Raw genomic sequence first — 21,059 nt, forward strand, 5'->3', positions numbered from 1 at the left:
AATTCTTAATTCTTAATTCTTAATTCTTAATTCTTCATTCTACCGACAACAGCCTACGGGTTTCATCAGCTGCTGCTTTCATCATTTTTTCAGGACTAAGTTTGGGATTAGTTAGCACAGCGTTGAGGTACCGTTGTAAAATATCAGATACCTGGGAATATTGGGCAACTGGTGGACGCAAGACAGCCCCCTCTAACACCTCTAGCAATTTTGGATAGTGGGGATATTTTGCAACAATGTCTGGGTCTGCAAACAGCTTCCGTCGGGTTGGCAGATAGCCAGTTTCCAGAGTATACCGACGCTGGGCTTTCTCACTGGTGAAATACTCAATAGCCCTCCAGGCTTCCTCAGGATGTTTGGAAGATTTAGCAATTCCCAAACCCCAACCTCCTAAGCAAGCACCAGCTTTGCCACCAGGACTATGAACCATAGGGCTAATGCCAATCTTGCCTTTCACCTTTGAAGCCTCTTGATTTGCTAATGACCAAACATAGGGCCAATTCCTCAGAAATACCGCATCCCCATTTTGAAACAACAGTCGTGTTTCTTCTTCCTGATAGGTAGTGACACCAGGGGGTGAAATCCCTTGTTTGATGGTGCTGCGCAGAAACTCTACAGCTTTAATCGCTTCCGGTTGATCCAAACCCACGTCCAAGGTTTCCGGGTCAACCCAGAAGCCACCAAAGCCTGCAAGTATCTCCACAAACATGGCTGACAAGCCTTCATATTGACGACCTTGCCAAAGATAGCCCCATTTGGAGTCATGATTTGCCTGCAATTGTTGGGAAATGTTGACCAACTGCTCAAAGGTTTTTGGGGCTTGGAATCCAGCTTGCTCTAGCAAATCCTGACGATAGTAGAGGATACCACCATCGGAACGGAATGGTATGCGGTATAGTTTCCTCTGGTAGCGTCCTGAATCAACTGCTTTATCCAGAAATTCCTTTAAATACTCCTTACTAACCCGGTCTGATAGGTCTAGTAACCACCCTGCAGCAGCAAATTTAGGAGCCCAAATCACGTCCATGTTAATCAGGTCATAGGGTGAGTCTCCTAAGATGAAAGCAGAGGTATAGAGGTCTTCTGTTAAGTCAGAGTTTAATGGTCCTTCGATCAGTTCGATTTGAATATCTGGATTCTCTAGCTCAAAATTCTTAACCAGTAGTTCCTGCCAATCAGAAAATTCCCCCGCTCCCATCAATAGGGTGAGTTTAACAGGGTGCTGGGTCAGTGCTGGTAATGCCCAAAACTGGGACAGGAGCACACTGGGAATCAGGATTCCCAAAAGAATCAGGATTATGACAGGTCTTAGCAGTTTCGTGAAACCTTAATCAGCGCGTCGCAGAATTTATCAGTTTACCATCAACTATCCGACTCTGTAGGAGATTCATACAGATCGGCTTTGCTCCGAGCAAAACTATGGGCAAGCTCAGAAGAGCAAAGATAATTGTTGATAACACGATTGGTGTCAGGAAAGATTTATCGAATGTAGATTGGTTCATGATTAAATGCTTACCTTAAACAAGTTATAGTACTGGTCGTGAACTCAATGGCTAGGTAAAATTACAGCTCCCGTAGCAGGTATTTTCCTGCTTTTTGCTCCGTACACAAATAATCTACCGATCTCACCAAGAGCAGTCGATAACTAAAAGTTAAGGAAAGTTATGGAGTTACCTTAGGATTCGACTTAAATCAAACATGAGGTATACCCAATCGCTCACATAACGCAAATGCGATCGCAAACCCCTGAGGTTCAAACTAGGACAAAACGCTGGCAATAAAGCTACCGTTCAAAACCAACGAAAAGCTGACATGATCAGCGTTTTTAAGTTGGCATTTTTAATTTGGCTATCAGCTATCAGTTATCAGTTATCAGTTATCAGCTTTTGAATAAGCGATGCAGCGCCGACCTGGGGGGGTTTCCCCCACTCGCGCTTTGCATGGCTGACAAGAGGTAAGCATTGGTTTAATCTGTGTTATCTCAGCTTATGGTATTTTACCCAGACTTTCAATTTTCATTAATCTCGAACTCTTAAATTCTCTCCTTAGAGGTTGATTTGAAGCTGACTGCTGACTGCTGACTGCTGACTGCTGACTGCTGACGGTACTAATCATTGAGTTTTAAGTAGCTATCCTAAGGGAGTAATTGTGAACGGCTCTACAATCCACAAATTAATCTTAGCACCAGTATTCATTTCCACTACACTCTTTTGTGTCTTCACCTTACCTGTAGCCATATTTGGTGAAGAGTCCCTCACCATCCGCATCCAAGATGAACTATTTTTCCATGGTAAGGTCAAGGATGCGGCAGCTCCTTACTTGGGACTAGCGATGTTAATCAGTTTGGGAGTAGGTATCTCTAATGCTACTTTAGCTGGGTGGCACGACTCTTCCCTGAAGTCAGCTACCATTGAGTCTGAGTTAGACACTATCGAGAAAGCTCTTCAGGAAAAGGAAAAGTTAATTCAACAACTACAAGTTTCAACATCTGAGCTGAACACACAGAAGCAACAGAAGCTAGATAATGTAGTCGCTTATGAAGAAGTAAAATTTGCTGAGGCTGCCAGCGTACCGATGGCAAAGGAGGTTTCTCGGACCGTGGTCATGGAGAAACCGATAACAGTTATGGAACCGTTAGTAATTACCGAGGAACCAGTGCTTGAAAACCTAGGGATGTCATGGCAACAGAGTAAGGTAAAAGCTGGAATCTATCAGTTTGCCTCTGCTCAAACTTTCTTAGGCTACACCAAGGGATGCAGTCGGCCAAAGGGTTGGAACCCCATTCGCGATGGCATCAAGAATACTTCTTCTGCTTCTGAACAATCCACAAGCATCAGAAATCCTCAAGTTCTGGCCAAAGAACTTGTGCTAGTTGAAGCACTCCAAAGTCAAATCCAAAACCTATCGGCTCAGTTAGAATCTGTCCAAACATCTCTAAAAGCAGCACCCCAAGTATCTGACCAAGCTCAAGTGGCAGCCTAGAAAATAAGTAAGCATTCAGCATTCAGCATTCAGCATTCAGCATTCAGCTATTTGGTATCAGCTATTTGGTATCAGCTATTGGCCAAGCTACGGAAACAGCTTTTTAATAAAAGAAGCTGACGGCTGACCACTGACGGCTGACCACTGACGGCACCTCAAGCAGGGTGCGCGTAGCGCGTAGCGCATAGGCTGATGGCTAACAAGCTATCAGCAGAACTTTATAGGCGGTCTTTACTTTAAAAAGACCGCCTATGACTATAAGAAGCATGTGATGTTAATTACAGTTAATCACTTTTCAAGTCAGTTATTTTATGACAGTTAATTGTTAATTAGTAATTGGCAATTTTATTTTTAGATATAGCGTTGATCATACTGTTGTTCATGCTTATGAGGTAAATTCAATTTATTTACCCCTACTCCCTACTCGCTACTCCCTGCTCCCTAAAACCCAGCATTTTGTACCTCACCCCATTGATAATTACTATATTAAACTTTGCTCAGAGGCATTTTACCATCCTTAAGCTCAAGCAGATGTGACCTAGAGGATTCCACTAGCTCAATTGCCAGACCTTCCCGCGCCATAACCGTATTAGAAAACTCCTTAACAGCCTGTTCTCCGATATGGTCCAAAAAATCATCATTATGCAGGGGATCATGATGGAAAATGACTAATTTTTTGGCATTAGCAGCTCGAGCAACTTTGATAGCTTCCTGCCAGGTAGAATGTCCCCAACCCATTTTGCTCGATATTTCAGAGTAGTATTCTTCATCGGTGTAGGCAGCATCGTAAATCATCACGTCCGCATTATGAGCCAGCTGCAGGACATTTTTATCGAAACCCTTTTCGAGATGTTCTGTGTCAGTGATGTAAGCAGCTGAATAGCCTCGCCAGTTAACTCGATAGCCAACGGCTTCACCTGGATGGTTCAAGGGTGCATTTTCTACCGTAATCTCACCAATGTTGACTGTTTCTCCAATCTCAAGGTCATGGAACTCCTTTTTTGATTGCATAATTTGCAAGGGAACCGGAAAATTTGGGTGGGTCATCTGATCAGTTAGACGATTCTCGATGGTGGCACCGTTAGGAGCACGGGTGCCATAAATATGAAAACAATTCCTTTTAATAAAGGCAGGGGTAAAGAAAGGGAAACCCTGAATATGGTCCCAATGGGAGTGGGTAAAAAATAGATGAGCTTCTACTGGCATCTCCTTGAGTAGGGACTGTCCCAAAACTCGCAACCCTGTACCACCATCAAAAATTAGACGCTCACTACCAACTCGCATCTCTATACAAGGTGTGTTGCCTCCATACCGAACTGTTTCTGGTCCTGGACAGGCAATACTACCTCTGACGCCCCAAAAACGAATAGTGAATAAGTTGTGGGTATTAGACATAATTTTTCCTTGCAGGCTTTTGCAGTTAGTTCATCAGTGAGGGTTTTCTGACGAAGAGGGTGTCAGTGTATGGTAATCCAGGAAGGGGCTTGCGGTAAAGCTAGAATAGTCAAGTACCCTTAGCCGAACTCCTATTTCCCCTTACCTTTTCTAGCTAGAATTCAAGCACTTTGCACAGCACACCTTAGCACAAGAGTCACACTAAAAATCACCAACGATCTCAGCTGGATTGTTACTGGTTAGAGGTGATTAGCTGACTGAATTCCTCTGTTGTTGTAGGGTGTGTCGATTATACAAAGTAGCTCAAGTTTACCAGTATAGTTCATCAATCTGGAACTATTATGGCTGCTAGCAAGTACTTCTTATTCCTAAGATTCCCAAAAGCGTAGCAATATTCACCTTAATGTCGTGTAAGTTACACAACCAAATCCTGTGATTTTGGTCACATACTTGGCAGTAGTACCAGAGGAAGACTACCCCTGACATTGATTCCCCCTCGGAGGTATGATCAACAGAAACCAGAGTAAAGACCAATGACCAATCAAAAGATAGTTGTCAAAGTCGGCACATCTAGTTTAACTCAACCAGCAACAGGTCAGTTGGCCTTATCTACCATTGCTGCCCTAGTGGAAACACTGACTCGGCTGCGTTCTGAAGGTCATCAAGTGGTACTGGTTACCTCTGGTGCTGTAGGGATTGGCTGTGGGCGACTGGGGTTAACATCACGACCGAATACACTCCCTCTCAAACAAGCGATCGCAGCGGTTGGTCAAGGACGGCTGATGCGGATATATGATGACTTATTTAGTAACCTCAACCAACCTATTGCTCAGATTCTCCTCAGCCGCCGAGATTTTGTTCAGCGTAGTTGCTATGTTAATGCCTATGCTACCTTTCGGGAACTACTTCAGCTGGGGGTGATCCCAGTGGTGAATGAAAATGATACTGTTGCCGTAGATGAACTGAAATTTGGGGATAACGATACCCTTAGCGCCCTAGTAGCTAGTTTGATTGAATCGGATTGGTTGTTTTTACTAACTGATGTGGATAGACTTTACTCAGCAGACCCCCGTAAGGTACCGGATGCTGAACCAATTATTTCAGTCAACAGCATTGAGGAGTTAACTGAACTAGAGGTACAAGCTGATGACTCAGACTCTGGTTGGGGGACTGGTGGGATGGTAACCAAAGTTGCTGCTGCCCGAATTGCTACCAATGCTGGGGTTAGAACTGTAATCACTGAAGGACGATGTCCGGATAACATTGAAAGAATTTTACAGGGTGAATCCCTGGGCACCCAGTTTGCCCCCCAAGCTCAAACCAATAAAGCCCGCAAGCACTGGATTGCTTACAGTTTAGTGCCAGCAGGGAAACTCTATCTTGATAATGGAGCGCTCAAGGCAATTTCTGATGGGGGCAAATCTCTATTAGCAGCTGGCATTACTGCTATAGAGGGGGATTTTCGCTCATCAGATGCTGTAGAGCTATGTGACAGCAATGGTACGGAAATTGCTAGGGGATTGGTGAACTACAACAGTAATGAATTACATAAGATTCGAGGGCATAAATCCGAACAAATCCTGACTATTTTGGGTTACAAGGGGGCCGAAACTGTGGTTCATCGGGATAATTTGGTATTGATGAATTAGGGAGTAGGGAGTAGGGAGTAGGGAGTAGGGAGTAGGGAGTAGGGAGTAGGGAATCGGGAATCGGGAATCGGGAATCGGGAATCGGGAATCGGGAAAAAATCTTGTTTACCTGATAACTATCAGAAACGCTATATAGCGGTGTTTTGAGGATAGTTTTAATTCGTGGCTGCCTCTTTGGCTGATTCTACCCAACTATCAAAGAGTTCCTGGTTTTTATTCACCCATTCTTCGGCATGGCGGCGAATATCTTTTGGGCTACTTTTACCATCTTGTACCAGTTTTTGTTGAGCATTCACATCGTCAATTGGAACCGTCATCAACTCAAACAGGCGTTTGGCAGCTGGATTGGCTGCTAAAAATTTCTTGTTTGCCATCACCCGAACTTGATCGACAGCAAAACCGACATTTTTTCCGTTAATAGTAGTATCTTTTTCTGTTATATTTTCCTGTTCTTTAGGTAGTGAAATAAAAGGAACCTCTAATCTAATGGTATCTTCTCCTGGCTTTAATACTGTCACTGACCAGTGGGGACTATAGCTATAAAATAAAATCGGTTGTCCTTGTTTATAGCGACCCAATGTGGCGGCCAAGAGCACATCATAGTTGCCTTGGTCATGTTCAACGGTATCGCGCAACTTGTAAGCATCCAGCTGATGTTCAATTACCAACTCACACCCCCAACCAGGATTACAACCAGTTAAGTTGGCTTTGCCATCTCCATCAGAGTCAAACAGTTTGGCAATTTTGGGGTCTTTTAGTTGTCCCAAATTAGTGATTTTGTATTGTTCAGCAGTTTTTTTATCTATCTGATAGCTTTGCAAACCATCAGCAATAAGTACTCCCACCTTTTCTAATTTTTGGTCACCACCGTTTTGTAAAAAGAATTTTTTGTGTATATTTTGCCAATGAACACTGTAAAAATCTACGTCGCCATTCCTGACAGAAATGTGTGCCAGGGGAATACTAAGTTGTTTTATTTCTGCCGGTTTATAACCAACCTTTTCCAAACCAATATTGATGATTTCGGAAACAAATAAGGCATAGGTGGAAACGGAGGATGCAGAACTGACTTTGACTCCTTTACCTGCTGTGGATTGACTCCCATTTGGGGTCTGTGCTCCACAGGCGATTAAACTGAGGCATAAAGCTGCTGCTAAGATAGCACAAATAAATTTATTGATTTTCCTGATGGTCATTTCTTTGATTCTATTTGATCAGGTGCTCTGGAGATGTTACAGCTAGATTTTCCATGAAATTCTGGTAAGGCGCAATGCTGACTACGGACCATAGGGTGGCATGGGCATGTTGGTGGCATGGGCATCTTGCCTGTTTCATTTCCGGGCGGGCAGGATGCCCACTCTACTGCGTTGCTGAATTAAGGAATGAAGCGCGATCATCTGGTTTTATTAAGCCCAGAATTGGGGGGCTAGGGGGGCTAAACCATACCCAGAATCAGCAACGCCCTCTTTTAATTCAATATCAGGATTAGGCGTTGCACAGTGACGAATGATTAGGAGAATTGAGGAATTTGCCGATGTTTCAAATAATAGAGCAGCAAGCGAATTGACTTGCATAACATATCAATTGACTTGGAGTAGCATAAAGTTTTACGATGTAACCTAGCTAAGTAGTTTCAATGACGGCAGTTTTCTCCTTCTACTCTCGTCATGGCTGTTTTAGAGCTGATTTATAAAGTAAATCTAAATAGAGGAAGTACATAGCAATAGTGCCGATATCATACGTTGATGTTGCCTACATCTCACACCATGACTAGAAAAGCCTATAAAAGTGATATCACAGATGCACAGTGGCAGCTCATTGAAGCCTTTATTCCACCAGCCAAAACTGGAGGACGTCCTCGTACTGTCAATGTACGTGAAGTTGTCAATGGTATTTTTGCCCGTTCTACGCACTGGATGTTCTTGGGAGATGCTCCCTCATGACTTACCTCCCTACTCAACAGTGTACTTTTACTTTCGTCGTTGGCAGAAAACTGGAGTGTGGCAGATGATGAATCATTACCTGCGGGATTCATGTCGTCAACAAGTGAATAGAAACCCTCAACAAGCGTGCAGCAATTGCTGATAGCCAGTCGGTAAAAACGACGGAAAAAAGGGGGAAGTGTATGGCTTCGATGGAGGTAAGTTAGTCAAGGGACGTAAGCGTCATATCATTGTAGATACCCATCGATTGCTGTTAAGTGTGGTAGTCACAGCAAGCCAACGGTCAAGATCGAGTCGGAGCTGGGGCCGCATTGATGGAAGAAAGTTTTGACTGTTCTAGTTTGCAATTAATTTGGGTTGACCTACGGCTTTGTGGCCAACGCGCAAGCTGGTGTTGTAGCCAACCTTTGCGGTGCTGAGGAAGAGGAACGTTAAGCGTACGGAATCTGAATTTAAGGTTAACCCGCGACGCTGGGTAGTAGAACGTACCTTTGGTTGGTTAGGACGCGCTTCGTCGTCTGAGCAAAGATTATGAACTCCTGCCTGAAGTCAGTGAGGCCATGATTTATGGCGCTATGGTACGACTTATGCTCAGCCGTCTCACCTCTTAATATCCACTTTATAAATCAGCTCTTAGACCTGAATCCTTAAAAAATTTTTGGTAGTCTTAAATATGATAAGATATGAGTTAATATATCTATTGAGTTATCAAGAGCTAAACTCATTCATTATAAATAAATCTGAAAGGTAAAACCAATGGAATTAATTAAAAATAGCAATGTACATCAAGAATATCAAGTTTCTAAATTGGATAGTAAAATGCTAAGTGTCCCCTATATTGGTTTAATAAGTTGGTATAAACATCCAATTAATCATCTAAGATTAAAAGTAGCCATTCAACAAATAGTAGATAGTGTACCAATTTTGGGAGGTAGATTGGTCAAGGAATTGTTATCTCCATTAAAAGTTGTATGTAACCCACAAAAATCTGGTATTGGTTTTATTGATATTGATCTAGGGGAACAGGAAATAAATATTGATAATTTATTAGATGCAAAAACTTATGTAAAAAATCAATTCAATATTCCCACAAAATGTGTGGGTGCTCTTAATAAAGATACTCCATTAGTATATGTGATTTTGAATCATAATCACAATTATTATGGCATAACTCTGCTGGTTAATCATGTCATAGCAGATGGTGCAACATATTTTAAATTATTAGAATATCTTTCTCAAGCATACGAAGACCCAGAATATGTTGCTAAATCTGAACCATTATTTACAATAGATTTTAACAAAATGGATAATTATATTGCTGCAAGTTTGAAAAAAATATCATGGAAAGATAAACTTTTAATGTCAATATTCCCTATTGCTCAACCCTTGAATATTTTTTTGCGAAATAAAAATAACTGGAGTTATATGGAATGTATTTTAACCAAAGAAAAGTTAGATTTAATTAAAAGGAAAATTCAAAATATATCAAATGAAAGTGTCTACAGCACAAATGATGCTTTCTTTCAATTTTTGTCAGTTGTTCCTCTCAAACAATTTGCATTTGCTTGTAATCTAAGAGGGAGAAACCTTGGCATACCAGAAAATTATTTAGGAAATGCTATATCCATTGTTTTAGATTTTACTAAACCAGGAAACAATTATCTGTTAAAACACACTGATGTGAGAAAAGCAATCAATCAACTTCCAAGCAGATACGGTTTTATATCTACTATCACTTTTAATCTTAGAGGTCATATTTCATGGGTTAAATTACAAAACTTACCTAGTTTTAGTGGCAAATTAATTCTGCAAAAGTGGTTTGATTTTGATGATGCACCAAACAAAGCTCTGGCATCAGTTCCTACAAGAAGTTCAGTAATGTACAAATTAACAGAAAATCAATATGTATGGCATTATACAAATGTAACAAATGTTGTTTTGCAAGTTGAAAAGAAGTTAAGAAATTTGGGTGTAGAAGAGATTATTGTTGAAACACTTTCATCAAGTAGATGAACATTACAACTTATATTATGTCCGGTTGAACAGTTATAAATAAATAACTAGGTCGGAGTCAGGAGTCAACCCACTCCTAACCTCTCCCAACCCACCTCTAATATCAGATCCGGTTGAATAGTTACAATTCAAGCTTGCAGTAAAGCTTTAGCTCTAATAATAGATATTTCAAGGATTAAAGCCCTGCTACAAACCGTATACTTTTTAAGCCCTAATTATCCGGACATGATATAACCCCTCCGGTGGAGGGTAAGACAGAAGAACAGGAGAAGAAGGAGAAAGTTTTTTTATAACTAATGGCTTTGTTGTACGAATATCCTGGAATCCTTGCAGTACAATACTTTAGCATTAATAAGATTTATTGATAAATCCTGATTTCATAATGCTTCTAGCACTTTCACGCAACAAAGTCATAACTAATAGACATCTCCAGAAAAGGTTCTCAACCCCTTGCCCCGCCGTTCAAAAATCGGCATTTTCGGAGAGGTCTAATGATCCGGACATGATATTACACTATATTCCAGTGAATCAATCCAACAGTACCAATAAAGTAGCATCAAAGTTTTGAGCCTATAAAATCTCACTTCCCCCCTTGGTGGGTAAGGGGGGTTGACTTTTGACTTCCGTAAAACGGTGTTAAATGTCAGGGAAACCCAAAACAACTATCTGACTTGCGCGTAGATTAGCATCTGCTGTTATCATTGGTATCATTGGTAGGCGATATATATACATGGGAGTCCCTCGATCGCTTCTGAGCAATTTTACGTTCCGTCTCATTGTCAGTTACTGGGAAATGGGCTAAGGCTACTTCGTCTACTTTTCCTTCGTGAGTCAAAGGTAAACTTGATACAGGAACATAAGCTCCTGGCATCATGTATGGAGGTAACTGTTGTTGAATTTGGGAGTCTAATTGTTGGGGGTTCCAAACTCCGGCCACCACAACATAAGCTACTAGGAATGTTTGATGGGCTAATACATAAGCTTGTTCTACTTCGGCAACTGATAACAGGGCAGTTTCTATGTCTGTTAGTTCTATTCGCTGCCCTTGGAGCCATATCTGCCGTTGTTTTGTTCCGACTATTTCTAGATAACCTTTGTTGTGATAACGACCTATGTCTCCTGTTTGGAATAGTTTACCTAATTCAGGGTGTTCAATAAATTTCTGTGATGTCTGTTGCTGTTGATGCAGATAACCTATGGCTAAACTGGAACCTCCAATATAGATTTCTCCTGGTACTCCTGTGGGGACAGGGTCTTGGTGTTGGTCTAGTACATAAACTGATAACCGACCAGGGTTGCCTACGGGTACATTTTCTCTAGGAGGTTCTTCTAGCCATTGCCAGTGGGTGACTTCTCCTCCTGCTTCTGGGAGACTGTAGAAGTTGTGTAATGAAACTGGGTAGCTTTGGAGAAATTCGTTGGCTATTTCTGTTGATAGGGTTTCTCCACTGCTAAGGAGCGTACGCCAACTGTTCAAAGATGCTGCCTGGTTAGTTATGTTTAACCAGGTAGGTAGTTCTGATGGATACAGGTGAACTATGGTAACTTTGTGCTGGCTAATTAATTTCTGTAATTCTGTAGGCTCGTCATTTGTAGCTATAACTACACTACCACCACTGATTAGAGGTAAACCTATTTCTAGAAGAGCGACATCTTGAGTCAGAGATGTTTTATGCAGTAGAATATCTTGGTTAGTTATTTTCAGCGTTTCTTGTAGCCATTTTAAACGTTGAACCACAGCCTGATGTTCTACTAAAGTTTGATTGAGGATATAGGCAAGGTTGGTGGCTGTTGTTCCTGTATTTGGGTTGTCTGTATTCTGTTTGGTTATTGATTCCCACTCCGTGTCTAGACACAGAATTTGAGCATTGGAGTCAGGAATTTCTGATTTGAGGTGGTGTAGGGTTAATATTACCGAAATTGACTGCAAATCCTGTGATTTGTCGGTTGGATCTATTGCTACATAAGCTCCTCCTGCTTTGAGTATTGCTAATAAACCAACGATTCTTTCTACAGTAGGGTCAATATATATGCCTACTGGTGTTTCTGGACTTATCCCTAAAGTTAATAGATGGTGGGCGAGTTGGTTAGCTTTTTGGTTGAGTTGGCCGTAGGTTAGTTGTTTGCCCTCAAATATTAAGGCTACTGCATCTGAGTATTTTTCGACAACGTTCTCAAATAACTGATGGATACATTTGTCTGTTGGATAATCTGTTTTGGCATTGTTCCATTCGTGTATAATTTTCTGTTTTTCTGCTGCTGTAATTAGGGGAAGTTTCGAGATTTTTTCTTGGGGGTTGGCTACTATTGCTGTTAGTAAGGTTAGGAAATGTTCCATCAATCTAGCGATGGTTGCTCTGTCAAATATATCTGTGTTGTAAACAAAATGGCCTTCTAGACCTGAGCCTGATGGTGAGTCCCATAGATATATTTCTAAATCCACTCTAGCAGTGTCTTGGAAGTCTGTAGCCCTCTGAGTCACTCTTAATCCTGGTAGACTCAAATAGTTCATTGATTTTACATTTACGAAGTCAAAGTACACCCGCACTAGAGGGTTTTCATCGAAGTTACTTTCTGGAAAAAGTTCCTCTACTAGCTTTGTAAATGATAAATCCTGATATTCATAAGCCTCTTCAGTTATTTGTTGAACTTGAGTTAACAATTCGGTAAAGCTAGAGTCATCTAAGCACTGAGAACGAATTGGAAATTGGTCTGCAAACAGACCAATTAATGGTTCAATTTCAACTCGGTTGCGCTTAGCAGTTATTGTACCTACTATTAAGTCAGACTCGCCACTACAACGATACAGTAAGACAAAAATTGCACTCAGCATAATTGTAAAAAATGTTGTGCTTGATTTTTGACCTAGTTGTGTCAGTTTCTGTATCAAGTTCTGACTAAGATTAAATATTTCTGCTCCTCCCTTGAAGCTTTGCACTTCTGGACGTCGGCGGTCTGTTAGTAGGGGTGATATTGAGGAAGTTCCTGCTAGTTTTTGCCTCCAGTAGCTCAGATATTCTTCTAATATCTCTGCTATGTTCTGTCGTTCCCAGTGGGCGTAGTCAGCATATTGAATGGGTAGTTCTGATAATGAGAAGGGGCTTCCTTGACTGTAGGCTCCATACAATTTATATAGTTCTGAGGCTAGTATGCCCATAGACCAACCGTCATATATTATGTGGTGTATGCTTAACATTAATACATGAGTTTCTGGGCTGAGCTGTACTATGGTGACACGCAGTGGGGGGCTTTTGGCTAACTCAAAGGGTTTTTTGGCTTCATTTCTGGTTAATTGTTTGAGTTGGGTTATTTGTTCTGGTGATGGTGGTAACTCTACTATTGACAGATTGATTTTGGCGACGGTCGAAATTACTTGTATAGGTTTTCCGCCTACGGTGGGGAAATAAGTCCGTAGGCTTTCGTGTCGCCTGATTATTTCGTTGAAGCTTTGCTCTAAAGCTGATAAATTTAGAATACCATCCAGGGTAAAACTAAACATACCGTGCCAGTATGGATGTTCCGGCAATAACTGAGACCAAAACCACATCGCTTCTTGACTGTAGGAAAGGGGAAATTCCTGTTCCCTAGAAACCCTAGGAATAATTTGACTTTCCTTTTGTTCCAACTCTTGTTCAACTAAAACTTCTGCTAGTTGAGCGATAGTAAGATTTTGAAATAGCTTACTTACAAATAACTCTACTGAAAATGCTTGTCGCACCCGAGACACCACCTGAGTTGCCATCAAAGAATGACCACCCAAATCAAAGAAGTTATCATGTATTCCCACCTTTTCTATTCCCAACACTTCGGCCCAAATCTCTGCTAAGACCTTCTGTGTCTCCGTCTCTGGGGCTACATACTCCGTCAACACACTACTGGCCACATCTGGGACAGGCAAAGCCTTACGGTCTACTTTACCGTTAGGAGTCAGAGGCAGTTGCGACAACACCATTAACTTCGATGGCACCATATACTCTGGCAACCTCGACTCCAGATACTCTCTCAACTTTGGTATCAGTTCCTTTCTCAACTGGGAACTCAACGGATTGTTCCCATAATTCTCCCAGTTACCTGCTACCACCGATTTTTGAGTTAGGGGTGTTAACACTATCCCTTCTTGGGCCAACTCACTGCGCACAAATACCCCATCCATCAATTCCGGACCTCCCCGAGCAGACCAACACAACTCTAAGCTATACCCTAAAGATGCACTTAGTTCATATAACCTCTCTGGGTCGATGCTCTTGGTTTCCTTTGACTCTAACTTTTGCCTTAACTGCTGCACATTCTGTTTTGACTCTGGCTGTGATAGCAACTCTACCAACTCTACATCATTAGCTACTCTGCTATTGACTAAACCACTAAAGCAAACTGATTCGGGCTCTTGTTCTCGCAGATAAGTTTCTATCTGTTGAACACTCAGAGCCGCTCCACTTTCTACAGTCGGTGTTATCACTGTTCCTGGTTGAGCTTCTATATGCAACAGTACGCTATACCTATATTTATTCAGTTCATTGTGTTCTCTTCCCCTCTGTAAACGTATTTGTACATGAGTTATTTCTGGATGTTTTTCTTTGAGAGCGACAAACAACTCTGGTGACACTAACAACTCGGTCTCCTGCTCCATTTGTCTGTCTATCTTTGAGTTGAGTTGTTCTACTGATAATGATGGAGTTCCTTGATACAGTTGCACCGAAGAATGAAAGGCTTTCATTAATGGCCGACTCCGGATATCCCCTAAGAAAATTATCCCTCCTGGTTTGACTACCCGGATACTGTTTTCTATTACTTGCAACAGATACTCCACACTCGGGAAATACTGGACTATGGAACTCAGCAATACGGCATCGAAACTGTTAGGAGCTACATCAGCCATGTCTTCAGCTCGTTTCTGTGCTAAGGATACATGACTATATTTGTCTGGTTCCTGTTCTATTTGTTGTTTTGTGTATTCTAATGAGATGTTAGAAATATCTGTTCCTAAATATTTTTGTGTCTGGGGTGCGATTTGAAACAGGAGCATTCCTGTGCCACAACCTATTTCCCACACACTCTCTGGTTTCTGGGCTAAGATTTGAGTTACTATATCCCCTGCCCAGATGCGCATTTGCTCTACTGGTATGAGTTGGTTGTCGTAACTGCTGCGCCAACCTGAGATGTTGAAGAAGGGGTCAGTAATTTCACTCTCCCCATTCTTTATTTGTTCATTGAATACTTCTTGCCAATTACTCAGTTGATCATTTGATAATTTTAAGTTCAAATTAGTGGCAGTTTCAGTTGTAGCTACTAGGTATGCTACTAAACATTTATCTCCTGGCTGATCCTCTCTGGCAATTACGACTGCTTCTTTGACTTGGGGATGTTCATTTAAAATCCCTTCAATTTCTCCTAATTCAATCCTGAATCCTCGAATCTTCACTTGATTATCAATTCTCCCCAGATAATCAATATTGCCATCAGGTAAGTATCTAGCTAAATCTCCTGTTTTATATAATCTTGAGCTTTGACCTTCTGAGTCTTCAAAAGGGTTAGGAATAAATTTTTCTATAGTTAATTCTGGTCGGTTGAGATAGCCACGAGCTAAACCCATACCACCAATATGTAATTCTCCAGGAACTCCAATGGGGACTGGTTGCAGATAACTATCTAGGATATAAATTTTAGCATTAGCAATGGGGCGACCAATTGATATAACGAAATTGTTATGTTCGGTTTGTTTTAACTGATTTTCTACTTTTTTAATTGTTGACCAAACTGTAGCTTCTGTCGGGCCATAAAGATTCCATACTTCTTCTGTTATCTCCAGTAGTTGACTAGCTAATTGAGTAGGTAAAGCCTCACCGCCAGACAATAATTTTATTTTTAACTTGTGATTAGATAAACCTGAATTTAGCAACATTTTCCAAGTTGCTGGAGTTGCTTGCATTACTGTTGCTCCAGACTCTAATAGTTGGGGTAACAGCCTATTGCCATCCATTGCTATTTCACGAGAAACTATTATGACTGATGCTCCTACTATTAGTGGCAAATACTCCCAGGCTGCCATATCAAATGATATTGTGGTAATTGAATTAAAAGTATCCAAGTTTGTCAACTTCAAATAACTATTCATGGATACTAACAAATTAACTAGAGATTGATGTTGAATTTGAACTCCTTTAGGCTTGCCTGTTGAACCAGAAGTATAAATTACATAAGCTAAATTTTGAGGACTAACATCAATCACAGGATTTTGCGGAGAATGTAAAGATATAGCTTGCCAATCCCTATCTAAACAAAGAGTTTGTGCTTGATGGTTGGGAATCAACTCTAGTAATGATTCTGTTGTTAGTAATATTGATACAGCAGCATCTTCTAACATATAAGCCACCCGTTGTTGGGGATAACTGGGGTCTATAGGAATATAAGCACCTCCTGCCTTAAGTATTCCTAATAATCCTACTATCATTTCGAGAGAACGGTCTACACACAAACCTACTAAAGTTTCAGGTTTAACTCCCAAACTTTGCAAATAATGAGCTAACTGATTAGCCTGCTGGTTTAATTCTGCATAAGTCAAACTTTGCTGGCCAAAAATTACTGCTACTGCATCTGGGCTTTTCTCTACCTGCTCCTCAAATAACTGATGGATACATTTATCTTTTGGATAATCTGTTTTGGTATTGTTCCACTCCACCAGTATTTGGTGTAGCTCTGGCTCTATCATTAATGGTAGTGCTGTTACTCTCTGTTGCGGATCGTTCACTATCCCTTCTAACAAGTTCTGGAAATGACCAGCCATTCGGACAATAGTTTGCTCATCAAATAAGTCAGCATTGTACTTTAACAACCCAACGAGAGATGAGTCCTCTTTAAACATTTCCAGGAATAAATCATATAGACTGTCATATTGATCTAGTAAAAATGGTTCTACTTCAAGTCCTGCCCATTTCATCAAGTTTTTTTCGCTGCTCAAAAACATCTCTTGTTGATCTTGAGATTCCAGGAATTTTTGTAGTACAAAGTAAGCCTGAAAAAGAAGAGAACGACTGGAGTCACGTTCTACCTTTAACTTCTCTACCAATAAAGCAAAGGGATAATTTTGATGGGCTAACGCTCCCAGAACTGTTTGGCGGACTTGAGAGAGGAAATCTCTAAAAGAGAGACTCCCTGACAAATCTGCCCTCATCACTACTGAGTCAACGAAGTAACCAACAATAGAGGCAAACTCATCTTTAGTCCTACCGGATGTAGGCGATCCTACCAATATATCCTCTTGACCTGTGTAACGATACAAAAGCACTTGAAAAGTAGCCAACAGAATCATATAAATAGTTATCCCCTCTGTTTGAGCTAGTTCCTTCAGTTGTTCAGTCAACTTTTCTGATAACTTGAAGGAGTAGGTGCCACCATTCTCAGTCTGTATAGGGGGTCGTGGTCTATCTGTGGGCAAATTCAATACAGGTAATTCCCCGCCCAATTTTTGTTGCCAATAGTTCCATAGTTTTTCTCCTTTTTGTCCTTCTACTAACTCCTTTTGCCAACTAACATAATCTTGATAAGAATACTGTAGTGGTGGTAAGGATGCCTCAAGTCCATTTAGTTGAGCTTGGTAGAGTTGTTGCAGCTCTTTAGCAATTAAATTGTATGACCAACCATCTGAAACAATGTGGTGTACTGTCAGTAACATAATATGGTTTGCTTCCGAGCAAGTGAACCACCTAACTCGCATCACTGGTTCTGTTTCTAGGTTAAAAGGATGTCTGTGAGCTGCAACTACCTTTTTATTTAACTCCTCTTCACTCCAACTAGAAGCATCTATCTGTAAGAAGTCTAACTCTTGATGTTGATGTAGTTGTTGGATTGGTTGTTCGCCCAACTTCGGGAATGTACTCCGTAGCAACGGATGCCTTTCCCTTAGAGCTTGAAAAACTTGTTGCCAAATAGTTATATCTACTTTGGAGTAGATCCTAATCGAAAATGACACATTATAATTATGGCTCTGGGGTGATAGCTGCCACACAAACCAGAGACCTTTTTGACCATAAGACAGGGGATGAACTTGGCATATATCTGGATTTTCCTTTAGTAACCGTAAGATTTCTGGTTTGTACTGCTTTAGTTGGGCAATAACATCAGTGGTCAGTACTTCTTGGGAACCTCCAGTTCTTAACTTTTCTCCATCAGTCCATAATTTAACCCCTTTGAGAGAAAGGTCTTGTAAGAATTCAATTAAGTTCATAGTTCTACCTCTATCCAGTTATTTTCTTTAATGTTATCTGTGCGATCGCTTTCAGTTATTTGTTCATTGAGTTCATTTGAGAGAGCAGCAATGGTGATTCCTTCCATAAATTTTATAATTGGAACATCCACTCCTAACTCACTTTGAATTTTATTTCTTAGCTCGAGTGACATTAGAGAGTCTAATCCCACTTCATTTAAAGGTTTGTGTATATCGATTAGATGATTTTTCCTAGCTAATACTCGAGCTGCTTCATTTTGGATATGAGAAATTAATATCTTTTCTCGTTCCATGAAGGAAACTGATTTTAATTGTTCTAAAAGGGAATTATCTTTTGTAGCTGTAGCTGCTGAAACCAACCCTGATAACAATGGCATTTTTTCCAAACCAGGTACTTGTGTCAAAAACTGTGACCAATTCACCGGAAACACCCCTACCTGACTTTGAGACCTTGATAACAAGTTCTCCAATACCACCATTCCTTTCTCTGGCTGAATTGTCTTCATGCCACTACTTTCCATACGACTCTGATGCTGATTCCCTAAACGCGCTGCCATTCCTCCTGTTGCCCATGCTCCCCAATTAATACTCAACCCTGGTAAACCCAAACTACGGCGATAGTGGGCCATTGCATCCATAAAAGCATTGGCAGCAGCATAATTTCCCTGACCAGAATTCCCCAACATCGAAGCCATAGACGAGAAGCAAACAAAGAAATCTAAGGGTAAATCCTGAGTTAGTTGATGTAAATACCAAGTTCCTGACACCTTGGGAGCCATAACCTTCGTAAACCCATCCCAGCTCATCTTTTGTAATACTCCGTCATCCAACACCCCAGCAGCATGAATTACTCCTTTAAGTGGAGGTAACGACCCAGATATCCCCTCTAAGATTTTGGTAACAGACTCTTGAGTAGAAATATCTCCTAACAACACACTTACCGTAGTTCCTGCTGCTTCTAACTCCCCTAGAATTTTCCCTGCAGTTTCATTTGGACTCCGACGCCCAGTTAATACTATATGCTTAGCTCCCTTTTTCACCATCCATTTGGCTACTTCTAGGCCTAAAGCTCCTAAACCTCCTGTAATCAAATAAGTTGCTTCTGCTTTGATAGACTGTTGACTTTCTAATATGGGCAATTTTTCTTGTTCTACTAATCTAGCTACATGGCGTTTTCCTTGTCGATAGACTACTTGGTCTTCAGCATCAGCAGCACTTAACTCTTGCAGTAGCATTTGTACTTCCCCAGCAATGCTAGCATTCTCCGGATCCAAGTCGACACGGTGACATCTCAACTCGGGATGCTCCCACCCAATCACCAGACCCAGACCCCACAAAGGAGATTGCTCCACATTTATGTTAGTTGACTCGGTTACACATTGAGCACCCTGGGTTACCAACCACAGAGGAGGTACTGCATTGAGCACTTCGACTAGAGCTTGGACTAGGTGCAGTGTACTTCCACAGACAAGCTCTTGGGCTTGCTTCAAATCTTGGGAATCACTAAGTAGACTCCACAAGTGAACCACACCTTGTAGTTTAACTCCCTGCTCAACTATCTTCTCCAATAATTTTTGGAAAGATTCCTTTTGAGTAGGACAAACTTGGTAGTGATGTTCCTTCAGATACCGAAAATCCTCTCCTGCCGATACCACAACAAACCGCTGTCCACGTTGAGCCAGAGAATCTGTAAGTTCCTCTGTCCAAGCTCCCTCAGGCACAAACAACAACCAGATACCCGATGCTGTCAGGGAGGCTACTGTCCCCTTCATCTCTGAGCGTTGCCACTGTATCTGATACAGCCAATTACTTATATCTGACTGTAAACTCTTCAGAAATAGCTGACTCGGAGCTCGCTTCACCGTAAAACCGTCAATACGACCGAACGCCTTGCCTGTTTCATCAAGTAAATCAATATCATAGGCGCGAGTTTGCAATTGCTTGTTGATGCGGGGGAGTTGCTCAACATAGGCATAGAAGCGATGCGGCGCTGGACGGGAGAGCCTCATTCCCTCAATCCGCCATGGAGCCCAAAAAACACCTGATTCAGAGCCCGAATCCCACATAATATCTGCCGTTAGACGTGTGCAAGCATCAATTAGCACTGGGTGGAGCGGTTCCCCAGCTAACTGGGATAAGAGCGCCTTTGGGACTTCAATTTCGCTGAGGGCAGTCTCCTCACCCACCCATGACCGTCGGACAGCCTGTAACATTGGGCCATAAAATAGGGAGACACTGGCGTAGATATCAGTGAGGGTATCAGTGTTCACCGGTCGCAGCCGCTCACATAGGGCAGGAATATCTATGGTTAGAGTAGACAGTGGTGACGAATTATTCTGAAGGGTAATACTAGCGTGCTGTCGCCATTCATCCTGCTTGACAGCATCTCGACTGAAGATTTGCACAGGTTGTTGGCCAACATCGTTGGCGGGGTGAATCACTAGCTGTGTTTCCCGTGTGGTGTTGGTATCAACGAGAAATAGTGGTTGCTGGAAGTTGACATCCTCAACTGCCGCTGGCACTCCAACCGCTGCTAAGGTCATGGCAATATAACTCACACCTGGAATGACTGCCATGTTGTAGACGCGGTGATCGCCAATCCACGGATGGTTGCTCAAGTTGATGTGCTGGTGATAAACCATTTGCCCCATTGAGGCTAACTCCAGCTTACTCCCCAACAAAGGATGTACTTGTTGACCAGACAGCACAACAGGCTTGAGAGTTTCTATCCAATAACGTTCCCGTTGGAATGGATATGTGGGTAATGCTACTTTCTGACGATTATAATCAGAGTCAAACCCTGACCAATCTATTTTGGCTCCTTTTACATACAATTTTCCTAAGCTTGATAGCATT

At 41.6% G+C, this 21,059-nt stretch carries 11 protein-coding genes and 2 pseudogenes; 7 read left to right on the forward strand and 6 right to left on the reverse strand.

Annotated elements, in window-relative coordinates; translation table 11 throughout:
- Positions 1-34 precede the first annotated feature (34 nt).
- On the reverse strand, positions 35-1,285 hold the full coding sequence (locus tag F6J99_RS11810) for an ABC transporter substrate-binding protein (protein WP_293113084.1): 1,251 nt from the start codon (positions 1,283-1,285) through the stop codon (positions 35-37).
- Between the two features lie 863 nt (positions 1,286-2,148).
- Here F6J99_RS11810 and F6J99_RS11815 point away from each other — a divergent pair.
- On the forward strand, positions 2,149-2,982 hold the full coding sequence (locus F6J99_RS11815) for a hypothetical protein (RefSeq protein ID WP_293113085.1): 834 nt from the start codon (positions 2,149-2,151) through the stop codon (positions 2,980-2,982).
- Positions 2,983-3,468: 486 nt separating this feature from the next.
- Here the strand turns inward: F6J99_RS11815 and F6J99_RS11820 are convergent, their stop codons facing one another.
- Positions 3,469-4,377, reverse strand: coding sequence for an MBL fold metallo-hydrolase (locus F6J99_RS11820; protein WP_070393495.1), 909 nt, complete (start codon positions 4,375-4,377; stop codon positions 3,469-3,471).
- Between the two features lie 533 nt (positions 4,378-4,910).
- Here F6J99_RS11820 and proB point away from each other — a divergent pair.
- Positions 4,911-6,026 carry a glutamate 5-kinase gene (gene proB, locus F6J99_RS11825; RefSeq protein ID WP_293113086.1) on the forward strand — a complete coding sequence of 372 codons (1,116 nt, stop codon included), beginning with the start codon at positions 4,911-4,913 and terminating at the stop codon, positions 6,024-6,026.
- A 155-nt stretch (positions 6,027-6,181) separates the two neighbouring features.
- Here proB and proX read toward each other — a convergent pair whose 3' ends face one another.
- Together proX and F6J99_RS11835 are read right to left on the reverse strand one after the other, a co-directional pair.
- On the reverse strand, positions 6,182-7,222 hold the full coding sequence (proX, locus tag F6J99_RS11830; protein WP_293113087.1) for a glycine betaine/L-proline ABC transporter substrate-binding protein ProX: 1,041 nt from the start codon (positions 7,220-7,222) through the stop codon (positions 6,182-6,184).
- 314 nt (positions 7,223-7,536) lie between these two features.
- A pseudogene (locus tag F6J99_RS11835) lies at positions 7,537-7,713 on the reverse strand (IS1 family transposase); the annotation flags it as partial.
- A gap of 79 nt (positions 7,714-7,792) precedes the next feature.
- On the opposite strand from F6J99_RS11835, the gene F6J99_RS11840 reads away from it, so the two are divergent.
- The 5 genes and pseudogenes from F6J99_RS11840 (at position 7,793) to F6J99_RS11855 (ending at position 9,982) form a co-directional block, all read left to right on the forward strand.
- The gene (locus F6J99_RS11840; protein WP_293113088.1) at positions 7,793-7,969 is read left to right on the forward strand and encodes a transposase; all 177 of its coding nucleotides are present in this window, start codon (positions 7,793-7,795) and stop codon (positions 7,967-7,969) included.
- The gene (locus tag F6J99_RS11845) at positions 7,956-8,111 is read left to right on the forward strand and encodes a transposase (protein WP_293113089.1); all 156 of its coding nucleotides are present in this window, start codon (positions 7,956-7,958) and stop codon (positions 8,109-8,111) included. The genes F6J99_RS11840 and F6J99_RS11845 overlap by 14 nt, the downstream gene beginning before the upstream one ends.
- Before the next feature lie 36 nt (positions 8,112-8,147).
- Entirely contained in the window at positions 8,148-8,300 is a 153-nt protein-coding gene (locus F6J99_RS45545) for a transposase (RefSeq protein ID WP_365973137.1), read from the forward strand.
- Positions 8,301-8,420: 120 nt separating this feature from the next.
- Positions 8,421-8,580, forward strand: a pseudogene (locus F6J99_RS11850) (transposase); the annotation flags it as partial.
- A 145-nt stretch (positions 8,581-8,725) separates the two neighbouring features.
- Complete coding sequence (locus F6J99_RS11855) at positions 8,726-9,982, forward strand: hypothetical protein (RefSeq protein WP_293113090.1); 1,257 nt, start codon at positions 8,726-8,728, stop codon at positions 9,980-9,982.
- 682 nt (positions 9,983-10,664) lie between these two features.
- Here the strand turns inward: F6J99_RS11855 and F6J99_RS11860 are convergent.
- On the reverse strand, positions 10,665-18,203 hold the full coding sequence (locus F6J99_RS11860; RefSeq protein WP_293113091.1) for a non-ribosomal peptide synthetase: 7,539 nt from the start codon (positions 18,201-18,203) through the stop codon (positions 10,665-10,667).
- Positions 18,200-21,059: type I polyketide synthase (locus F6J99_RS11865; protein WP_293113092.1), on the reverse strand; the 2,860-nt coding region annotated here is incomplete at its 5' end. The genes F6J99_RS11860 and F6J99_RS11865, both read right to left, overlap by 4 nt.

It is taken from the genome of Moorena sp. SIO4G3 (assembly GCF_010692305.1).
GTDB classification, from domain to species: Bacteria; Cyanobacteriota; Cyanobacteriia; order Cyanobacteriales; family Coleofasciculaceae; genus Moorena; species Moorena producens_A.

Coding starts and splice junctions, on each gene's coding strand:
- F6J99_RS11845 (WP_293113089.1), top strand. CDS start 7,956: ATGCTCCCTCATGACTTACCTCCCTACTCAACAGTGTACTTTTACTTT.
- F6J99_RS11855 (WP_293113090.1), top strand. CDS start 8,726: ATGGAATTAATTAAAAATAGCAATGTACATCAAGAATATCAAGTTTCT.
- F6J99_RS11820 (WP_070393495.1), bottom strand. CDS start 4,377: ATGTCTAATACCCACAACTTATTCACTATTCGTTTTTGGGGCGTCAGA.
- F6J99_RS11840 (WP_293113088.1), top strand. CDS start 7,793: ATGACTAGAAAAGCCTATAAAAGTGATATCACAGATGCACAGTGGCAG.
- F6J99_RS11860 (WP_293113091.1), bottom strand. CDS start 18,203: ATGAACTTAATTGAATTCTTACAAGACCTTTCTCTCAAAGGGGTTAAA.
- proB (WP_293113086.1), top strand. CDS start 4,911: ATGACCAATCAAAAGATAGTTGTCAAAGTCGGCACATCTAGTTTAACT.
- proX (WP_293113087.1), bottom strand. CDS start 7,222: ATGACCATCAGGAAAATCAATAAATTTATTTGTGCTATCTTAGCAGCA.